Source organism: Plantactinospora mayteni, from assembly GCF_016862935.1.
GTDB lineage: Bacteria > Actinomycetota > Actinomycetes > Mycobacteriales > Micromonosporaceae > Plantactinospora > Plantactinospora mayteni.
Map to the genome: position 1 here is coordinate 57,534 of NZ_BONX01000053.1, position 15,289 is coordinate 72,822.

14 protein-coding genes are annotated in these 15,289 nt (G+C 71.3%); 9 read left to right on the forward strand and 5 right to left on the reverse strand.

Annotated elements, in window-relative coordinates; translation table 11 throughout:
• Positions 1 to 26: 26 nt before the first annotated feature.
• On the reverse strand, positions 27 to 2,309 hold the full coding sequence (locus Pma05_RS34575; protein ID WP_203861726.1) for an ATP-binding protein: 2,283 nt from the start codon (positions 2,307 to 2,309) through the stop codon (positions 27 to 29).
• A gap of 465 nt (positions 2,310 to 2,774) precedes the next feature.
• Here Pma05_RS34575 and Pma05_RS34580 point away from each other — a divergent pair, with 465 nt between their 5' ends.
• Positions 2,775 to 3,590, forward strand: coding sequence for an SAM-dependent methyltransferase (locus Pma05_RS34580; RefSeq protein ID WP_203861727.1), 816 nt, complete (start codon positions 2,775 to 2,777; stop codon positions 3,588 to 3,590).
• Between the two features lie 140 nt (positions 3,591 to 3,730).
• On the opposite strand, the gene Pma05_RS34585 is transcribed toward Pma05_RS34580, so the two are convergent.
• The 3 genes from Pma05_RS34585 to Pma05_RS34600 form a co-directional block, all read right to left on the reverse strand.
• Positions 3,731 to 4,180, reverse strand: a complete 450-nt coding sequence (locus tag Pma05_RS34585) for a dihydrofolate reductase family protein (protein ID WP_275414804.1) — start codon at positions 4,178 to 4,180, stop codon at positions 3,731 to 3,733.
• Positions 4,181 to 4,398: 218 nt separating this feature from the next.
• Positions 4,399 to 5,157, reverse strand: a complete 759-nt coding sequence (locus Pma05_RS34595; protein WP_203861728.1) for a hypothetical protein — start codon at positions 5,155 to 5,157, stop codon at positions 4,399 to 4,401.
• Positions 5,158 to 5,274: 117 nt separating this feature from the next.
• Positions 5,275 to 6,195, reverse strand: a complete 921-nt coding sequence (locus Pma05_RS34600; RefSeq protein ID WP_203861729.1) for an RNA polymerase sigma-70 factor — start codon at positions 6,193 to 6,195, stop codon at positions 5,275 to 5,277.
• A 399-nt stretch (positions 6,196 to 6,594) separates the two neighbouring features.
• Between Pma05_RS34600 and Pma05_RS34605 the strand changes: the two genes are divergently transcribed.
• The 8 genes from Pma05_RS34605 to Pma05_RS34635 all read left to right on the forward strand — a co-directional run bounded on the left by Pma05_RS34605 (position 6,595) and on the right by Pma05_RS34635 (position 13,074).
• Positions 6,595 to 6,957 (forward strand): YkvA family protein, encoded by a 363-nt coding sequence (locus Pma05_RS34605; RefSeq protein WP_203861730.1) that lies wholly within the window; start codon positions 6,595 to 6,597, stop codon positions 6,955 to 6,957.
• A 405-nt stretch (positions 6,958 to 7,362) separates the two neighbouring features.
• Positions 7,363 to 9,162, forward strand: a complete 1,800-nt coding sequence (locus tag Pma05_RS34610; RefSeq protein ID WP_203861731.1) for an ABC transporter ATP-binding protein — start codon at positions 7,363 to 7,365, stop codon at positions 9,160 to 9,162.
• A gap of 72 nt (positions 9,163 to 9,234) precedes the next feature.
• Complete coding sequence (locus tag Pma05_RS43070) at positions 9,235 to 9,369, forward strand: keywimysin-related RiPP (RefSeq protein ID WP_239313714.1); 135 nt, start codon at positions 9,235 to 9,237, stop codon at positions 9,367 to 9,369.
• Positions 9,370 to 9,409: 40 nt separating this feature from the next.
• Positions 9,410 to 11,251 (forward strand): asparagine synthase-related protein, encoded by a 1,842-nt coding sequence (locus tag Pma05_RS34615; RefSeq protein WP_203861732.1) that lies wholly within the window; start codon positions 9,410 to 9,412, stop codon positions 11,249 to 11,251.
• Between the two features lie 10 nt (positions 11,252 to 11,261).
• Entirely contained in the window at positions 11,262 to 11,522 is a 261-nt protein-coding gene (locus Pma05_RS34620) for a lasso peptide biosynthesis PqqD family chaperone (protein WP_203861733.1), read from the forward strand.
• Entirely contained in the window at positions 11,519 to 11,959 is a 441-nt protein-coding gene (locus Pma05_RS34625; protein ID WP_203861734.1) for a lasso peptide biosynthesis B2 protein, read from the forward strand. Before Pma05_RS34620 ends, Pma05_RS34625 begins: the two co-directional genes overlap by 4 nt.
• Positions 11,956 to 12,498 (forward strand): MauE/DoxX family redox-associated membrane protein, encoded by a 543-nt coding sequence (locus Pma05_RS34630; RefSeq protein ID WP_203861735.1) that lies wholly within the window; start codon positions 11,956 to 11,958, stop codon positions 12,496 to 12,498. The genes Pma05_RS34625 and Pma05_RS34630 overlap by 4 nt, the downstream gene beginning before the upstream one ends.
• A 9-nt stretch (positions 12,499 to 12,507) precedes the next feature.
• Positions 12,508 to 13,074: a thioredoxin domain-containing protein gene (locus Pma05_RS34635; protein ID WP_203861736.1), complete on the forward strand. Its 567-nt coding sequence runs from the start codon at positions 12,508 to 12,510 to the stop codon at positions 13,072 to 13,074.
• A gap of 91 nt (positions 13,075 to 13,165) precedes the next feature.
• Here Pma05_RS34635 and Pma05_RS34640 read toward each other — a convergent pair whose 3' ends face one another.
• Positions 13,166 to 15,124, reverse strand: a complete 1,959-nt coding sequence (locus Pma05_RS34640; RefSeq protein ID WP_307836986.1) for an ABC transporter ATP-binding protein — start codon at positions 15,122 to 15,124, stop codon at positions 13,166 to 13,168.
• Positions 15,125 to 15,289 lie beyond the last annotated feature (165 nt).

A 15,289-nucleotide genomic window follows, 5' to 3' on the forward strand; every position in this document is an offset into this window, starting at 1 on the left:
ACACCCGCGCCACCGCTGCGACGGGCTCAGGACATCCGGGCCAGACCCGCCCGCGCCGCGGACACCACGTGGTCGAGGCCGTGCGCGGTGGCGAGTTCCAGCACCGCCTGGAAGTGCCGTGCCGCGGCGTCCCGATCGCCCGTGGCCAGACATGCCTCCGCGTACGGGAGGAGGCTGCGCGCCAGCCGGTGCGGCTCGCCGGCCCGGTCGAGAATCCGTACGGCCTCGGCGTGCCTGTCCGTTGCCTCCTCGGCGCGACCGAGGTGGCGCAGGGCGACGGCGGTGTCCGTGAGGCTGGCCGCCTCGAAGATCGGATGGCGTGTCGCCCGGTTGAGCGCGACGGCCTGCTCGGCGAAATCGAGGGCGGTCTGGGCGTCACCCAGGCCGAGTGCCGCCCGGCCGAGCACTTCCAGGCACATCCGCTCCGTCTGCCGGTCCAGCCCCCGCGCGGTCTCGGTCACCTCCGCGACGACCTCGCGGGCCTCGTCGTACTTCCCCGACTGCACCAGAGCCTGGCCGAGACCGGTGCACACCCGCACGCGGACGGCGGCCTCACCGGGGGGCAGCACGGCGGTCGCCTGGCGCAGAAGTTCGACGGCACCTTCGGCGTCGTCGACGTACATTCGGATCTCGGCCAGCTGTAGCAGGGTGATGGCCTCGCTGACCACGTCGCCCTCCGCGGCCATCAGCACCCGGGCCGCCTCGAGTTCCGGCACCGCCTCCGCCAGCCGGCCGACGCGCATCAGCGCGGCGCCCAGCAGGTACCGGTGCGAGGCGAGCACGCGGCGCTCGCCGAGCCTCTCCGCGGCGGGCATGCTGACCTCGAGCCCGTGGCGCAGCTGCGCCATGCCACCGCGTCGCGCGTGGGCGATCAGGGCGAGCTGGCCGAGCCCGACCGCCGGCGCGTCGATACGCAGCTCCACGGCGAGCGAGAACGTCGCGGTGAGGTTGGCCCACTCGGTGTCCATCCAGTCGACGGCCGCGTCGTAGCTGGAGAGGTCCGGCAGCGCCGGAGGCGGCTGCGACACGGCGACCGGCAGCGGGATGACGATCTCGACCAGCTCCTTCACGGCCAGCATGCCGCTCAGGTAGTAGTCACCGAGCCGGGCGATCGCCGGCACGGGGTCGGCCGCGGCGTCGTCGGCACGGGCGGCCTGCCGCAGCAGGTCGTGCATCCGGTACCGACCCGCCGCCGGCTCCTGGACCAGGTGGACGTCGACCAGGTCCTCCAGCAGGGAACGGGCGTTGGCCAGCGGGATCCCGGCCAGCGCGGCGGCGCCGTACGCGTCGATGTCCTCGCCCGGCACCAGCCCCAGCAGCCCGAACATCCGCCGCTGGGCGGGGTCGAGCTGCCGCAGCGACATCTCGAACACGTCCGACACCGCCAGCTCGCCCTCGCGCAGCCGTTCCACCAGGGTGTCGAGCGTCCACGCGGGCCGGTGCCGCAGCCGCGCGGCGGCCACCCGGATGGCCAGCGGCAGGTTTCCGCATCGGCGGAGTACCTCGCCGACGTCACCGGGCCGAGCCCCGCCCGCGGATTCGACGAACAGCTCCGCCGCCTCCTCGGACGGCAGGACGTCCAGCGAGATCGGCTGGACGCCGTCCAGCTCCACCATCCGGCGGCGACTGGTGATCACGACGAAGCTCTGGCCGGCGCCGGGCAGCAGATCGCGTACGTGACCGGCGTCAGCGGCGTTGTCCAGCAGTACGATCGCCCGCCGCGTCGCCAGCTCCGACCGCCACAGCGCGGCCCGCTCGGCGACCCCGTCGGGAATCCTGCCGGGTGGCAACCCGAGCGCGGTCAGCAGTACCCGCAGCGCCTCGGCGGGCTCGACCCGCTCCCGGCCCGGAGTGAACCCGTGCAGGTCCAGGTAGAGCTGGCAGCCGGGGAAGTCGGCGGTCAGCAGGTGCGCGGCGTGCACGGCCAACGCGGACTTACCCACCCCGCCCATGCCGTCGATCGCCACCACCGACCTGTCCCGGGCGGCGCCGAGGAGGGCGTCCAACTCCGCCCGGCGCCCGGTGAAGGCGGTGATGTCGTGTGGCAGGTCATTGCGTACCGGCGCAGCGGCAGCCCGGCCCGGCTGGGGCCCGTCCTTGGCCCGCTCCCACACCCCACGCAGTGGCCTTGGGTCCCGACCGGCCGCCTTGCAGAGCGCCACCACCGTCGGCCAGGGTGGAACGGCCTGGCCGGAGAAGTAGCGCGACAGCGAGGAACTGCTGACGTGGATGTCGCGGGCGAGCTCGCGCAGGCTGCGTCCGGTCAGGTCACGCAGCTGCCGTAGCCACCCTGCCAACTCCTCGGGCACTCTTGTCAGCCTTTTTCCAACTTCACGCGCTGATCATAGAGCGGGTGCGGTGGGGCCGAGCGCGCGTCCGGAAATGGTCCGCGACGACGAGCGCCGTGACATCGCTATTTTGGTCGGGATGGACGGAGTGATCGTCGAGGCCGGCGCAGCGCCCGATATTCCTGGCGACCGATCCGTTGGGACGGCACGTCGCCACCCTCGCGGATGGCGTGTCGACCGTGCACGACCGGCCCGCGACCTGGCCGAAGTCGGGTCGCGATCCATGCCGCCGCCGCGTCACCTCACGGTCCATCCCAGCGGAACGTCGATCGCGGTGCTGTCCGAGCACGGAGAACTCGAGGTGTGCCGCCCCGGCGCGGCTGCCTATGCTGGTCCGGGTTCGGGTGTTGCTCCGAGTCCACTGTGGCCAGCGAATTCGGCGGTCCTGGGCAGGCATCGAACCTCACCATCCTGGAAGGGTGTGCCATGACCGATCACGCCGGGTCGCCGGACGCCGAGCGAGCGCCGAAGATCGACACCACTGTGCCGCATCAGGCCAGGGTGTGGAACTACCTGTTGGGCGGCAAGGACAACCACCTGGTGGACGAGCGGGCCGGCAAGGCGGTGCTGGCTGCCGCTCCGGGGCTGGTCGCGATGGCCCGCGCGTCCCGGGTCTTCCTGACCCGCGCGGTGCGCTACCAGGTCGAGCAGGCAGGCATCCGCCAGTTCCTGGACATCGGCACCGGGCTGCCGACCGCGAACAACACCCACGAGACCGCCCAGGCGCTCGCCCCGGAGTCCCGCATCGTGTACGTGGATTTCGACCCGCTGGTGCTGGTGCACGCCCGTGCCCTGTTGACCAGCGACCCGCTGGGTGCGACCGACTACATCGACGCCGACCTGCGCGACACCGAGAAGATCCTGCACCTGTCCCAGCGGACGCTGGACTTCACACGGCCGGTCGGGATCATCCTGCTCGGGATCCTGGGCGCGATCGAGTCCTACGCCGAGGCCCGAGTGATCGTGCGTACGCTGCTGGACGCGGTACCCGCCGGCAGCTACCTACTGGTCGGCGACGGCACGAACACCAGCGAGGCGATGGTGACGGCGGCCCGGGTCCGCAACGAGTCGGTCAAGCCTCCCTACATCGTGCGCAGCCCCGAGCAGATCGCGGGGTTCCTCGACGGGCTGGACCTCGTCGAGCCCGGCGTGGTCTCCTTCCCGCACTGGCGACCCGAGCCGGGTTCCGCCCAGCACCCTGCCCACGTCGACGGCTACGGTGGCATCGCCTACAAGCGCTGACGTACGACGGAGCGGGAGGACTCGCTGCCCGGCCTTGTCGCCCGGCGAGCCGAGCTGCGTACCGGGGCCGAGCTTCCGGGTCGACTGACGCGTTGCCGGCCCGGTGGCGACGCGTGGGCCGTCACCGGAGTGGCGTGCGGCTACTTCGTCGCCGGCCGGTACCGCACGCTCACCTCGGCCGTCGGATCGTCCGCGCCGACGTGGTGGAGGTAGATCGGGCTGCCGCCGAGGTGCTCGTACAGCCGGATGCCCTGGCCCAGCAGCACCGGCGCGATGTGCAGGTCGATCTCGTCGAGCAGTCCCCGCTGGAGGAGTTGGCGGCCGATGTCCGGCGACAGCACCTCCACGTTCTTGCCGCCGGCCGCCGCCAGCGCGATCCGCACCGCCTCGGCCAGGTCGCAGTCGAGGAACGTGACGCGGTCGGCTGGCTCGGCGTCCTCCGGGTGGTGGGTCATCACGAAGACCGGCCCGGTGACCTCCTGCACCAGGTCTTCGGCCTGGTCGAACGACCCGAGCATGCGGTAGCAGTGCACCCGCAGTTCGCGCCGGTGCTGTTCGACCCGTTGGGCGAAGGCGTCGTCGTCGGTCACCGGGCGACCGTACCCGTTGCCGGCGCGTGCACGCAGCGCCGCGGCGTGCTCGTCAGGTTGAAAAGGGTTCGTTGTTGCCACGGCCACCGTCCGTGATTCTTCGTCCCGCCGGGAAACCGAAGGATCATCGGACGGTGGCCGTTACGCGTCACGCCGACATCCGCAAGGGACCAGGCCGGCAACCCAGGCCGGCAACGACGAAAGGTCGAAGAACAGATCTAGATGTAGGCGAGAACGTAGTTGTAGCTTGCCGATCCGCCGTGCCGGCCACTGGCCGGGCAGGCGCTGGCAGACTGTTGGGGTCCGTAGTAAAGCCCCTGACACCTACTGCACCAGCGCCAGTTGGGTTGTTCCAGGGTGCCAATTGTCGTGTCGTGGAACAGGTGGTAGTTGTAGCTGGCGGTGAAGTTGTGACCTGAGCCGGCGGGGCACCGGCCCGACGTACCGTTGCCGGCAAAGGCCAGGCCCTGGCACTTGCGGCACCAACGCCAGTTCGATTGTATGTCTGGTGCGGAGACCGAAGGCTCCCCGAAGAGGAGTTGGTAGTTGCTGCTGGACGAGCCGTTGTGTCCGCCCCCGGATGGGCAAACTCCGTTCGTGCCGTTGAGTATGTAGAACAGCCCGCGGCACTTGCCGCACCACTGCCATCCAGCCTGAACTGCGTAATCCGCCGTGCTTGCCAGGCTCGCGAGCCTGGCGGATGCGGTCGCTGGCCGGCTCGCCGACTCGGTCGATGCGGATGCCGAAGATGCGATGGTGAGGTTGGCGGCGGCCACTCCGATCCCGGCCAACAGGCTGTTCCTCAACAGTACTCGCCGGCTGGTGTTGCCGGTTGTCGGCGGTACGCTGTCTGCCATGATCACTCTCTTTCGTTTCAGGCAATAGTTGTCGAAGGTGGCTGGTGGAGAGTCCGTGTTCCACGAACCGAGAATGAGGCCGCAGATCGTGCTGGTGCGGCAGAAACCGAATCTCTCCATCGCTATGTCATCCTTGCCTCCAAGCCTCGGTTTCCTCGCACACGTGGTCCAGGGTGAGTAAAAGAGGTGGGTTCGTCGGGCAGCCGGACCCGCAAGGCGGTTGTGGCGGTGAGCGGTTCAGGCGTCGCGGGGTGGCCGGCTCGCGCGTATCAAGGCGCGCAGGTCGCCGACCCGGTCGAAGTGCCGTAGCTTGTCGGGGTTGACGATGGAGTGGATTGCCTGGACATGGGTGTCGGTGATGTCCAGTCCGATCACGGCGATCAGTCGGTCCTCCGCGTCGAACGCGATTCCGCCGGGCTGGCCGTTGACCTCGGCGATCTGGACGCGGACGTCAACGCGTGCCGATGCGGACATCCCGGCTGCCAGGGTCCGTGCCACGCGGTCCCGGCCGATGACCGGCCTCGGTGGCGCCGGCACGTTGCCGCCGCTGTCGGTGTGCAGCGCCACATCCTGGGCCAGCAGCGCCTTCAGTGCGGGCAGGTCGCCTTGCGCGGCGGCGGCGAAGAAGCGCCGAGCCAGCTCTTCCCGCTGGCCCCGAGACGCGTAGTAGCGCGGTCGCCGCTTGCGAAGATGCTCGCGAGCCCGCGCGACCAGGTGCCGAGCGCTGTCCACATCGGTGTCGACGAACTCGGCGACCTCCGCGTACGGATAATCGAACACCTCCCGCAACAGGAACGCGGCCCGCTGCTGCGGCGACAGGGTCTCCAGCAGCACCAGGAACGCCAGCGACAGCGAGTCGGCGGTCTCGGTGCGCTCGGCCGGGGTCGGATCGGTGACCAGTGGCTCCGGCAGCCACTCGCCGACGTACCGCTCCCGCCGCACGCGCGCCGAGCGAAGATGATCGATGGCCAGCCGGGTGACCAGCGTGGCGATGTACGCCTGCGGCGAGGCGATGTGCTCGTCCCGCTGGAGGGTCTGGTGCATCCGCAGGAACGCTTCCTGCACCACGTCCTCGGCTTCGCTGACGCTGCCGAGCATCTGGTAGCCGATGGCGAACGCCCGCGGTCGCAGCTCGCCGTACAGATCCGAGATGGACATATCCGCCTAGCTCAACCCCTCGATGACCCCGTACTCGGAGTGGCGAACGAGATGGTTGCCGACCGGGCCGGACGCTCCGGCAAGGAAGATCTTCACGACGTCTCCGCTCGTTGTGCTTCCACCAACAACAGACGAGGCGCTCCGGTGCCCCATGACCGGCCGTGACCCAGCTCACAGGAGGGCTGCCGTCGGCGTTCGTTTGTACGGTCTGGCTCGGGCCGGTGTCGACGACGCCGTACCGGGCATCGCCGTCCGGTCACGGACCACCGTGCGGTGGCCCGATGACCGAGCAACCCGTACCCGATCGCGCGGATCTGTGCGACCCCGCCGGCCCATCGGCAGCTGCCGCAGGCAGGGCACTGCCGGGCGGTGCGGGGTCTGCCGGGTTACCGTTGCGGCATGTCCCGGGAGACGTGGACCGTGATCTTGGTGCTGGGTGGCATCGTGGCCGTCGCCACGCTGGCCGGCGCCGTCGTGCTCGCGGTGAAAGTGCTGCGCACGCGCAAGCTGCTTGGCGACCTGGGTGCCGGCGGCAAGGTGGCGTTCTACGGTGCGTTGATCTACGCGGTGCTGCCGGTCGACCTGCTGCCCGATCCGATCTACCTCGACGACATGGGCGTGTTGGCCGGCGCGTTGCTCTATCTGACCCGGCTGGTCCACCAGCGCCGGACGGCCCGCGCCGGGTCGGTGAGTCGTCCGTCTGGGGCCGACGCGCCGCCGTTGCCGCTCGACCGACCGGATCGGGCGGGTACCCGGCGATGACCGAGCAGGTGGAGTCCTGGATCACTCGCGCGGGGGGACCGATGCGCGGAGTTGGGTCGGGTACTGGCGGGCGAGCAGGGCTCGGTTGAGTTCGGCGACGTGCGCGTCCGCATGCCGTCCTTCCCGGTTCCGCCGTCGGCGCCGACGTGGTCCGCCGTGCGGTGAGACCTTCAAGACCTGCGGATGGACCCGTCCCGCTGTTCGCTGATCACGAAGACGACTGGGACGACGAGGACTGACAGTCAACCTTGTCAACCTGGACCGCGCGGTGCACCGCTGGCCGGGTGGTGGTGGTCCGCCCTACAAAGCGCCGATATAGCTGGAGTATCGGACCGCGCCGGAGGGTGTCGGTGGGCCGGCGTCGATCCCGACCGGCACCTCCGACACCCCGGTGAGGACGACGGCATGCTTCCCATCACCAGTGTCACCGGCCGGGCGCCGCTGGCGTCACTGCTGGGCTACGTCCGTCCGCACGCCGGTGGACTGCTCGGCGGGGCGGTCCTGATGTTCCTCGGCGGGCTGGCCAACCTCGCCCAGCCGATGGTGGTCAAGAGCCTGATCGACGCGCTGACCGGCGGCACCCCGTACCGCGAGCCGATGCTGTTGCTGGTGTCGCTGCTGATGCTCAGCGTGATCGTCGGGGTCTGGGGCATGTACCTCGTGGAGTTGACCGCCGAGAGCGTCGTGTTGACCGCGCGCCGGCGGCTTGTCGCCCGGCTGCTGCGCCTGCGTGTCGCGGTCGTGGACGGCGCCGAGCCCGGGGACCTGCTGTCGCGGGCGACGGGAGACACCACGCAACTGCGCGCGGCGGCCACCAGCAACGTCGTCGACCTGGTGGCGGGGATCCTCCAGATCGCGGGCGCGGTGGTCCTGATGGCGCGGCTCGACGCGGTCCTGCTCGCGGTGGTACTGATCGTGCTGCTGTTGCTCGCCGCCGTGACGCTGGCCCTGGTGCCGCGGATCCGCACCGCCGGGGAACAGGCGCAGGAGGCGGTCGGTGGAATGGGAGCGGTCCTGGAGCGTGCGCTGGGCGCCTTCCGGACGGTCAAGGCCAACGGCGCCGAGGAGCGGCAGGCCGCCGCGGTGCACGCCGCGGCCCGGCAGGCGTGGCGACGAGGACGGCAGGCGGCGCGGTGGGTCTCGCTGGCCGGCATCGCCACCGGCCTCGCGGTCCAGGTCGCGTTCATCGTGGTACTGGGGGTGGGTGGGGCGCGGGTCGCCGCTGGCGGTCTCGCCGTGTCGTCGCTGGTGGCCTTTCTGCTGTACCTCTTCTACCTCGGCGGCCCGGTAACCCAACTGGTGGGCGGCTTTACCGGGCTACAGGCGGGCCTGGCCGCGGTCCGGCGGATCGACGGGATCGCCGAACTCGCCGCCGAGGACCTGGACCGGTCCGTGGACGCCCCGGCGGACAGGGCGGCGCCGGTGACGGTGACGTTCCGGGACGTGTCGCTGCGCCATCGGCCCGGCGGGCCGGCGATCCTGGAGCACGTCGACCTGCGGCTGCCGGCGACCGGCCTCACCGCCATCGTGGGGCCCTCCGGTGCCGGGAAGACGACCCTGCTGGCACTGATCGAGCGCTTCTACGATCCCACCACCGGGCAGGTCGAGATCGACGGCCGCGACGTACGGGAATGGCCCCTCGCCAACCTGCGCGCCCGGATCGGCTACGTCGAGCAGGACGCTCCGGTCCTCTCCGGAACGCTGCGGGACAACGTGACGATGGGCTCGGCACACGCGGCGGAGCCGTGGCTGGCGGAGGTCCTCGAACGGACCCGCCTCGTCCCGCTGCTACGGCGGCTGCCGGACGGCCTCGACACCCTGGTCGGCCATCGCGGTGCGACGCTGTCCGGCGGGGAACGGCAACGCATCGCGATCGCCCGTGCCCTGCTACGCCGACCGGGGCTGCTGTTACTCGACGAGCCGACCTCGCAGCTCGACGCCATGAACGAACGTGCGCTCGGTGAGATCGTCGCCGCCGTCTCGCGGACCACCACGGTGCTGATGGTGGCGCACCGGCTGTCCACGGTGACCCGGGCCGACCGCATCGTCGTGTTGGACGCGGGCCGGGTTCGCGCGGTGGGCACGCACGCCGACCTCGTGGACGGCTGCGAGCTCTACCGCGGGCTGGCCGCAACCCAGTTGCTCACGGGAGCCGGTACGCAGGTGCAGGTGCCGAGGCAAAGCTCCGATATCGCGGCGATATAGATCCACCTCGGATAGTGCTCGCACGACGGGCTCGGGACGCCGGAGCCCGACCCACACCGAGGAGGTACATCGATGGTGAAGAAGAAGACCTACGAGCGGCCCACCCTGCGGAAGGAGGGCACTTTCGCCCGCAAGACGGCCGGCAGCCTGTTCACCAACTGCCGGGAGTCGTTCGTGACCCAGAAGCCGCGCTCGATCTGTAGCTGACGGCACGAGCCCACCGTACCGACGCAGAGGGGTAGGGCCCATGGTGGCCGTTCCGGACCTGGCATCCGGGCTTTCGTGGTTCGTGGCCGTCCCGGACACCGACGCCGGTCGCGCGCTCGCCGAGCCGCTCCGGCAGCGGGTCACTGGGCTGCGGATCCTCACCCATGCCTCCGGGCGCCCGTGGATGCTCGGCCGGTGGGCGGACGACGAGGTGGCGGTGGCCGAGCTGGGCGACCGCCGCCTCGTCGCGCTGGGCGAACACCGCCTCGCAGCGGGCGACCTCGAACGACGCGGTGCGGGCGCCCGTGACGCCGAGCAGATGTGTGCCGCCCTCCAGGGCCTCCCCGGAAGCTTCCACGCGCTCGCCGCGACCCCGGCGGGGACGGCGGTGCACGGCAGCCTGTCGGGATACCGGCGGGTCTATTACGTCTCCGTGGGGGAGCAGACCGCCGCCGGCGACCGGGCCGACGTACTGGCCGGGTTCAACGGAGCCCAGGTCGACGAGGAAGCGCTCGCCCTGCGGATGCTCGCCCCGTACGCCCCCTGGCCGATCTTCTGGCAGCCGGTCTGGCGCGGAGTGCACGCCGTACCTCCGGACGAGCGACTGCTGCTGGATCGCGGCGCGGCCCCGCGCACCGTGACCCGATGGCGTGCTCCCGAACCCGTGCTCGACCTGGCCACCGCCGCCGACCGCCTGCGTCGGGCGCTCTCCGAGGCCGTGGCCGTACGCGCGGGCGCCCACGACGTGATAGCGAGCGACCTGAGCGGGATGGATTCGACGTCGTTGTGCGCGCTGGCCGTGCACGGCGGGAGCCGGGTGGTAGGACTGACCTGCGTCAGCCCGGACCCGCTCGACGACGACCTGCCGTGGGCCCGCCGGGCCGCCGCCGAACTCGGCTCGGTGATCCACGAAGTGGTGGACGGCGAGGCGAACCCCCTGCCGTACGAGGGCGTCCTCGGGGCGGAGGACCGCTTCGACGAGCCGACCGCGGCAGTGCTGTACCGGGCGAGTTTCCTCGCGGTCTCCCGGCGGGCCGCGGCGCACGGTGCTCGTACCCGTCTCACCGGGTTCGGTGGTGACGAACTGCTCACCGCCGACCCCATGATGCAACTGACCTTGCTGACAACGCATCCCTGGCAGGCCGTTCGTCACCTTCGGCTGCTGCGCGCGGCATACCGGTGGCGACGCCGGGACACGCTGCGCGCGGTCGTGGACAGACGCTCGTACGGCCGCTGGATGGCGTCGCTCGGCAAAGACCTCGGCAGAGACCTTGACGGCGCCGGAGCCGCGCACGCGCGTCCGCTCCTCGGCTGGGGAGCACCAGTCGCGACAGCGCCGTGGCTCACCGCGGATGCCAGGGCAGGGCTGGCCAGGGCACTGCGCGAACGGGCGGTCGGGGCGGTGCCGCTCTCCGGCGACCGCGGGCTGCACGGCCGGCTCGCGGGGGTGTACGCAGGTGCGGCAAATGCCCGGCACCTCGCCCAGTCGACACGCCGGGTCGGGGTGACCGCGGCTCTGCCGTACCTCGACGACCAGGTTCTCGAGGCATGCCTGTCGGCGCACCCCGCCCACGTCACCTCACCCCGGGACTACAAGCCCCTGATCCGCGCCGCCATGCGGGGGGTGGTGCCCCCGGCTCTGCTCGCGCGCGACACCAAGGCCGACACCTCGATCGCCGCCGACCGTGGCGCCCACCGGCACCGCGACGACCTGCTCGCACTCGCCGACGATTCGCGGCTGGCCGGACACGGCCTCCTAGACGCCGCCGCGCTGCGCGCGGCCGTACGCAATCCGGACGACCGCACCTGGTACGACCTCGACCAGACGCTGGCCTGCGAGACCTGGCTGCGCACCGTGGAACCCGCACCCGCTATCCGATGAGGGAAAGACCATGACCTGGAAGCTCCCCGACCGGGTGTCCTGGACACCGACCGAATACGGCGGCGTACTCCTGGACTCGACATCCGGCCAGTACTGGACGCTCAACCCGACCGCGGCGACGGTGCTCGCCTCGCTGCTGGCCGACGGGAACCCCGAGTACGCGGCGGCACGACTCGCGGAGGAGTTCGACGGCGACCCGGCGGTGATGGCCGCGGACGTGCCCGGGCTGATCGCCGACCTGGAGGCGGCCGGACTGGTGGTCGCGGGGTGACCTCGGAGCAGGTACTCAGGCACGACCCCGGGCGCTTGGGTCTGCGGCGGCGGCTGGTCGTGCGCGCGGTCGTCGCCGTGGCCAGGCTGCTGGCCGTGCAGCGGCCCGATCGCATTCATCGGGTACTGCGGCGCCTGAGCCGTGGCGCGCGTCCGGCGAGCCGGGCGGAGGCGGCCACCGCACGCCGGGACACCGTCATGACCAGCGCTTTCTGTAGCGGTCCACTCGGCTGCCTGCCGCGTTCGATTGCCACCGTACTGCTGTGCCGGCTCGACGGCCGTTGGCCCGTGTGGCACGCCGGCGTACGGCGGTATGCGCCGTTTGGTGCGCACGCCTGGGTCGCGGTGGACGGTGTCGCGGTGGACGAGCCGTACCCCGACGACTTTCACATCCCGCTGCTGACCGTCGCCGCCGAGAACCGACGGGAACTCGGATGAGCGCCGCGCTCCCGTACCTCGCCCTCGTCTGCCGCGGCGCCGTTGTCGTGGTGTTCGCGCTCTCCGCGGTCAGCAAGCTTCGCAGCCGGGCGGCCTACGCCCGGTTTCGCCGTTCCACCCGCCTGTTGACGGGCCTGCCGGAGGCACCGGCCTCGGCGCTCGCCCGGCTCGTCATCGCCGGCGAGGTGACCGTGGCGGTGACCGCGTCCGCCGGCCCGCTATCCTCCGCTGGACTCGGGGTGGCCGGCGTGCTGCTGTGCGGCTTCACCTGGGCGCTGGCGCGGTCCCCGGAGTCCGGGCAGGCGCTGGAGTGCGGCTGCTTCGGCTCGTCGGTCTCCGCCACCCGCCGCACCGCCATCGCCCGCAACGTCCTGCTGCTGGGCCTGGTGATCGGTGGACTCGTCAGCACCCACGCCGCGACCGGGGCCGGATCGATGCGCTGGGACACCATGCTGGTCTGCGCGGTGGGCGCCGTCGCGCTGGCCGCTTTCATCACCCGCCTGCACGAGATCACGTCTCTGTTCACCGCTCGACTGTGAGGCCGCGTCATGTCCGTGCTCGTCGCCGTCGTCGTGCTCAGCAGCGCCGTGTGCGCGTTCAACACCGCGCTGCTGGTCGCGGTCGTGCGGCGCCTGCGTTACCAGTCCGAGCTGCTGTCCGAGGTGGAGAGGCAGGGCGTTCCCGCGCGTGCCCTTCCGCGCGGTGACACCGTGGGCGACTTCCTCGGGTACGACACCCGTGGCCGGGCGGTCACCCCGGACGTACCGGCGGCCACGCTGGTCGGCTTCTTCAGTCCCACCTGCGCGTCCTGCCGTCGTGAGCGCGCCCGGTTCCGGGCGGTGGCGGCGCGGTGGCCCGGCGGTTCCGAGCGGGTGCTCGCCGTGGTGACCGGGCCGGACGCGTCGGCCCGGTTCCTCGATCGGCTCGACCCGGTGGCCCGGATCGTCGTCGACGCGGACAACGCGATGCGTCACGCGTTCGGTATCGAGGGATTCCCGGCGATCTTCGTCCTGGCGGAGTCCGGGTGCCTGAGCTGGACCGGGATACATGCCGATGCGGTGCCGGGCCTGGCCGCAGACCCGGTCGCCCCGCAGCCGCGCCGACCGCACCCATGAGGCGGGCTGAAGGCCGGGATGATGCCAGCGACGGCGACCTTCCGGGGCCATCGCCCCACCATCAAGGCCGTACGCGACGTTGGCGAAGAGATCACGAACTTCGCTGGACGGGGGCCGGTGGCGACTCGGCCAGGTAGCCGGCGGCCTGTAGGTCGAACAGCTCCCGGTAGAGACCGTCCTGCGCCATCAGGTCTTCGTGGTTGCCCTGCTGGACGAGTCGCCCCTCCCGCATGACGTAGATCTGGTCGGCGTGCCGCACGTTGGCGAGCCGGTGCGTGATCAGCACGATCAGCCGGTCGGGGTGCCGACGCAGGTGCTGGAACATGGCGTGCTCGGCCCTCGCGTCCAGGGCGGCGGAGGGTTCGTCGCAGACCAGGAGCCGGGCGTCCCGATAGAGACTCCGGGCGGCGACCAGCCGCTGCCACTGGCCGCCGGACAGGTCGTGACCGTTCTTGAACTCGCGGTCGAGCAGGGTGTCGTAGCCGTACGGCAGTTCGAGCACCATGTCGTGGGCGGCAGCCGCTCGGGCAGCATCCTCCATGCTCGGCCCCGGCCCGTTCGCCGGCCGGTCGTGCCGGCCGATGAGGATGTTCTGCCCAGCGGTGAACGGGAACTTCCACCAGTCCTGGGTCATCACCGCGACGTGCGAGCCGAGGAGTTGCGGGTCGAGCTCGGCAGTGTCGGCGCCGTCCCAGCGGATGGTGCCGGAGGTCGGTTGGTACAGGCCGGCGATGAGCTTGGCGAGAGTGGTCTTGCCGGACCCGTTCTCGCCGACCAGGGCGATCACCTGACCACGCCGGACGGTGAGGCTGACCTCGTCCACCGCCGGGTTGTCGGTGTCCGGGTAACGCAGGCTCACCCGGTCGAGTTCGATGACGTCGAACCCGTCGATGGGTTGGCCGCCGCCCGGCCGGGTCCGGCCCCGGGCCCGCTCGAGGAAGTCACGGTAGTCCTGGTAGTAGAGGGCGTCCTCGTACAGCGAGTTGGTCGCGAAGACGGCGATTCCGAGACTGGAATGGGCGGTCTGCAACGCCAGCAGCGCGGTCGCGGCGGCGGCGAGCGCGACCCAGCCGCCCAGCAGCAGACCGCCGAGGACGGCGTAGACGGCGAAGCTGGCCAGCCCGGCGACGGAGGCGCCGAACACCCGGGTGGTGGTCTGCGAGCGGACCAGGTCGAGGTCGGCCTCGGTCTCGGCGTTCATCATCCGCCGGTACTCGCCGAGGAGGAACTCGCGCATCTGGTAGGCGCGAACCTCGGCGGCGGTGTGCCGGTTCGCCATCAGGGTGGCGAGCATCCACATCCGGCGGCGGCGGGTGATCCGGGCCAGCAGGTTGAGGTACTGCCGGCGGGCGATCCGCACCGCGGTGATCGCCTCGGGCACGGCCGCGAGCAGGAGGCAGGGCAGCAGGATCGGCTGGATCACCGCGACCGCGGCGGCGGTGGCGAGCACCCCGACCACCCCGGTGATGAGGTTGACGGTGTTGTCGACGATCGAGGCCGCCTCGCGCATCCCACGGTCCCGGGCGCGGTCCATCTCCTCGGCGAACCCGGCATCGTCGAACGCCGCCAGCTCGACCGCCGTGGTCGCCTCGAACATCCGCAGTTCCACCCGGTAGTTGATCTGGGGTACGAGCCGGGCCTGGGCCCAGCCGGCGGCGATGGTCAGGCCGCCCTTGGCCATCACGGCCGCCGCCGCGACCAGGAGCGCGGGCAGGGCCGCGCGTACCCGGTCCGGGGTGGGCCCGGCGGCGAACAGTTCGGTCAGCACGGTGGTCGTGGCCAGCAGCCCGAAGGTGGTCATCACCCCGGCGGCGATGTTCAGGCCGATCGACGCGACGGTGTCCCGGCGGCTGGTGGCCCACGCCACCCCGATCGCCTCCCGCACGAGGCGAGGCAGGCGCCGGGCCACCGCCCAGAAGCTCGTCTGTGCGATCTCTCGTGCGTGGTGCATCCAGTCGGGGTCCTCCAGCTCCGGCAATGCCGACTCGTCGACGCCGTCGCTGGCGTCATTCTGGTCCGAGGACTGACCGGGGCGAGTAACTGTCTGCACGCAACCTCCTCGAAGCGGTCGGGTCGAAGCCTGGCGACGCCAGCACTGATGGCACCGAGGCAGGCAGGGCGAATCGCCCGATTCGGCGCTGGGAACGGACGGTGGTGGACTACGGGTTGCCTCGGGCTTCGGTGCGAGGCACCCTGCCGGGGAGCCTACGTTCCG

Excerpts from the sequence above, each read along its gene's own strand:
- Pma05_RS34620 (WP_203861733.1), top strand. The coding sequence starts at position 11,262 with ATGACCTGGAAGCTCCCCGACCGGGTGTCCTGGACACCGACCGAATAC.
- Pma05_RS43070 (WP_239313714.1), top strand. The coding sequence starts at position 9,235 with ATGGTGAAGAAGAAGACCTACGAGCGGCCCACCCTGCGGAAGGAGGGC.
- Pma05_RS34615 (WP_203861732.1), top strand. The coding sequence starts at position 9,410 with ATGGTGGCCGTTCCGGACCTGGCATCCGGGCTTTCGTGGTTCGTGGCC.
- Pma05_RS34630 (WP_203861735.1), top strand. The coding sequence starts at position 11,956 with ATGAGCGCCGCGCTCCCGTACCTCGCCCTCGTCTGCCGCGGCGCCGTT.
- Pma05_RS34595 (WP_203861728.1), bottom strand. The coding sequence starts at position 5,157 with ATGGAGAGATTCGGTTTCTGCCGCACCAGCACGATCTGCGGCCTCATT.
- Pma05_RS34635 (WP_203861736.1), top strand. The coding sequence starts at position 12,508 with ATGTCCGTGCTCGTCGCCGTCGTCGTGCTCAGCAGCGCCGTGTGCGCG.
- Pma05_RS34600 (WP_203861729.1), bottom strand. The coding sequence starts at position 6,195 with ATGTCCATCTCGGATCTGTACGGCGAGCTGCGACCGCGGGCGTTCGCC.
- Pma05_RS34605 (WP_203861730.1), top strand. The coding sequence starts at position 6,595 with ATGTCCCGGGAGACGTGGACCGTGATCTTGGTGCTGGGTGGCATCGTG.
- Pma05_RS34580 (WP_203861727.1), top strand. The coding sequence starts at position 2,775 with ATGACCGATCACGCCGGGTCGCCGGACGCCGAGCGAGCGCCGAAGATC.
- Pma05_RS34610 (WP_203861731.1), top strand. The coding sequence starts at position 7,363 with ATGCTTCCCATCACCAGTGTCACCGGCCGGGCGCCGCTGGCGTCACTG.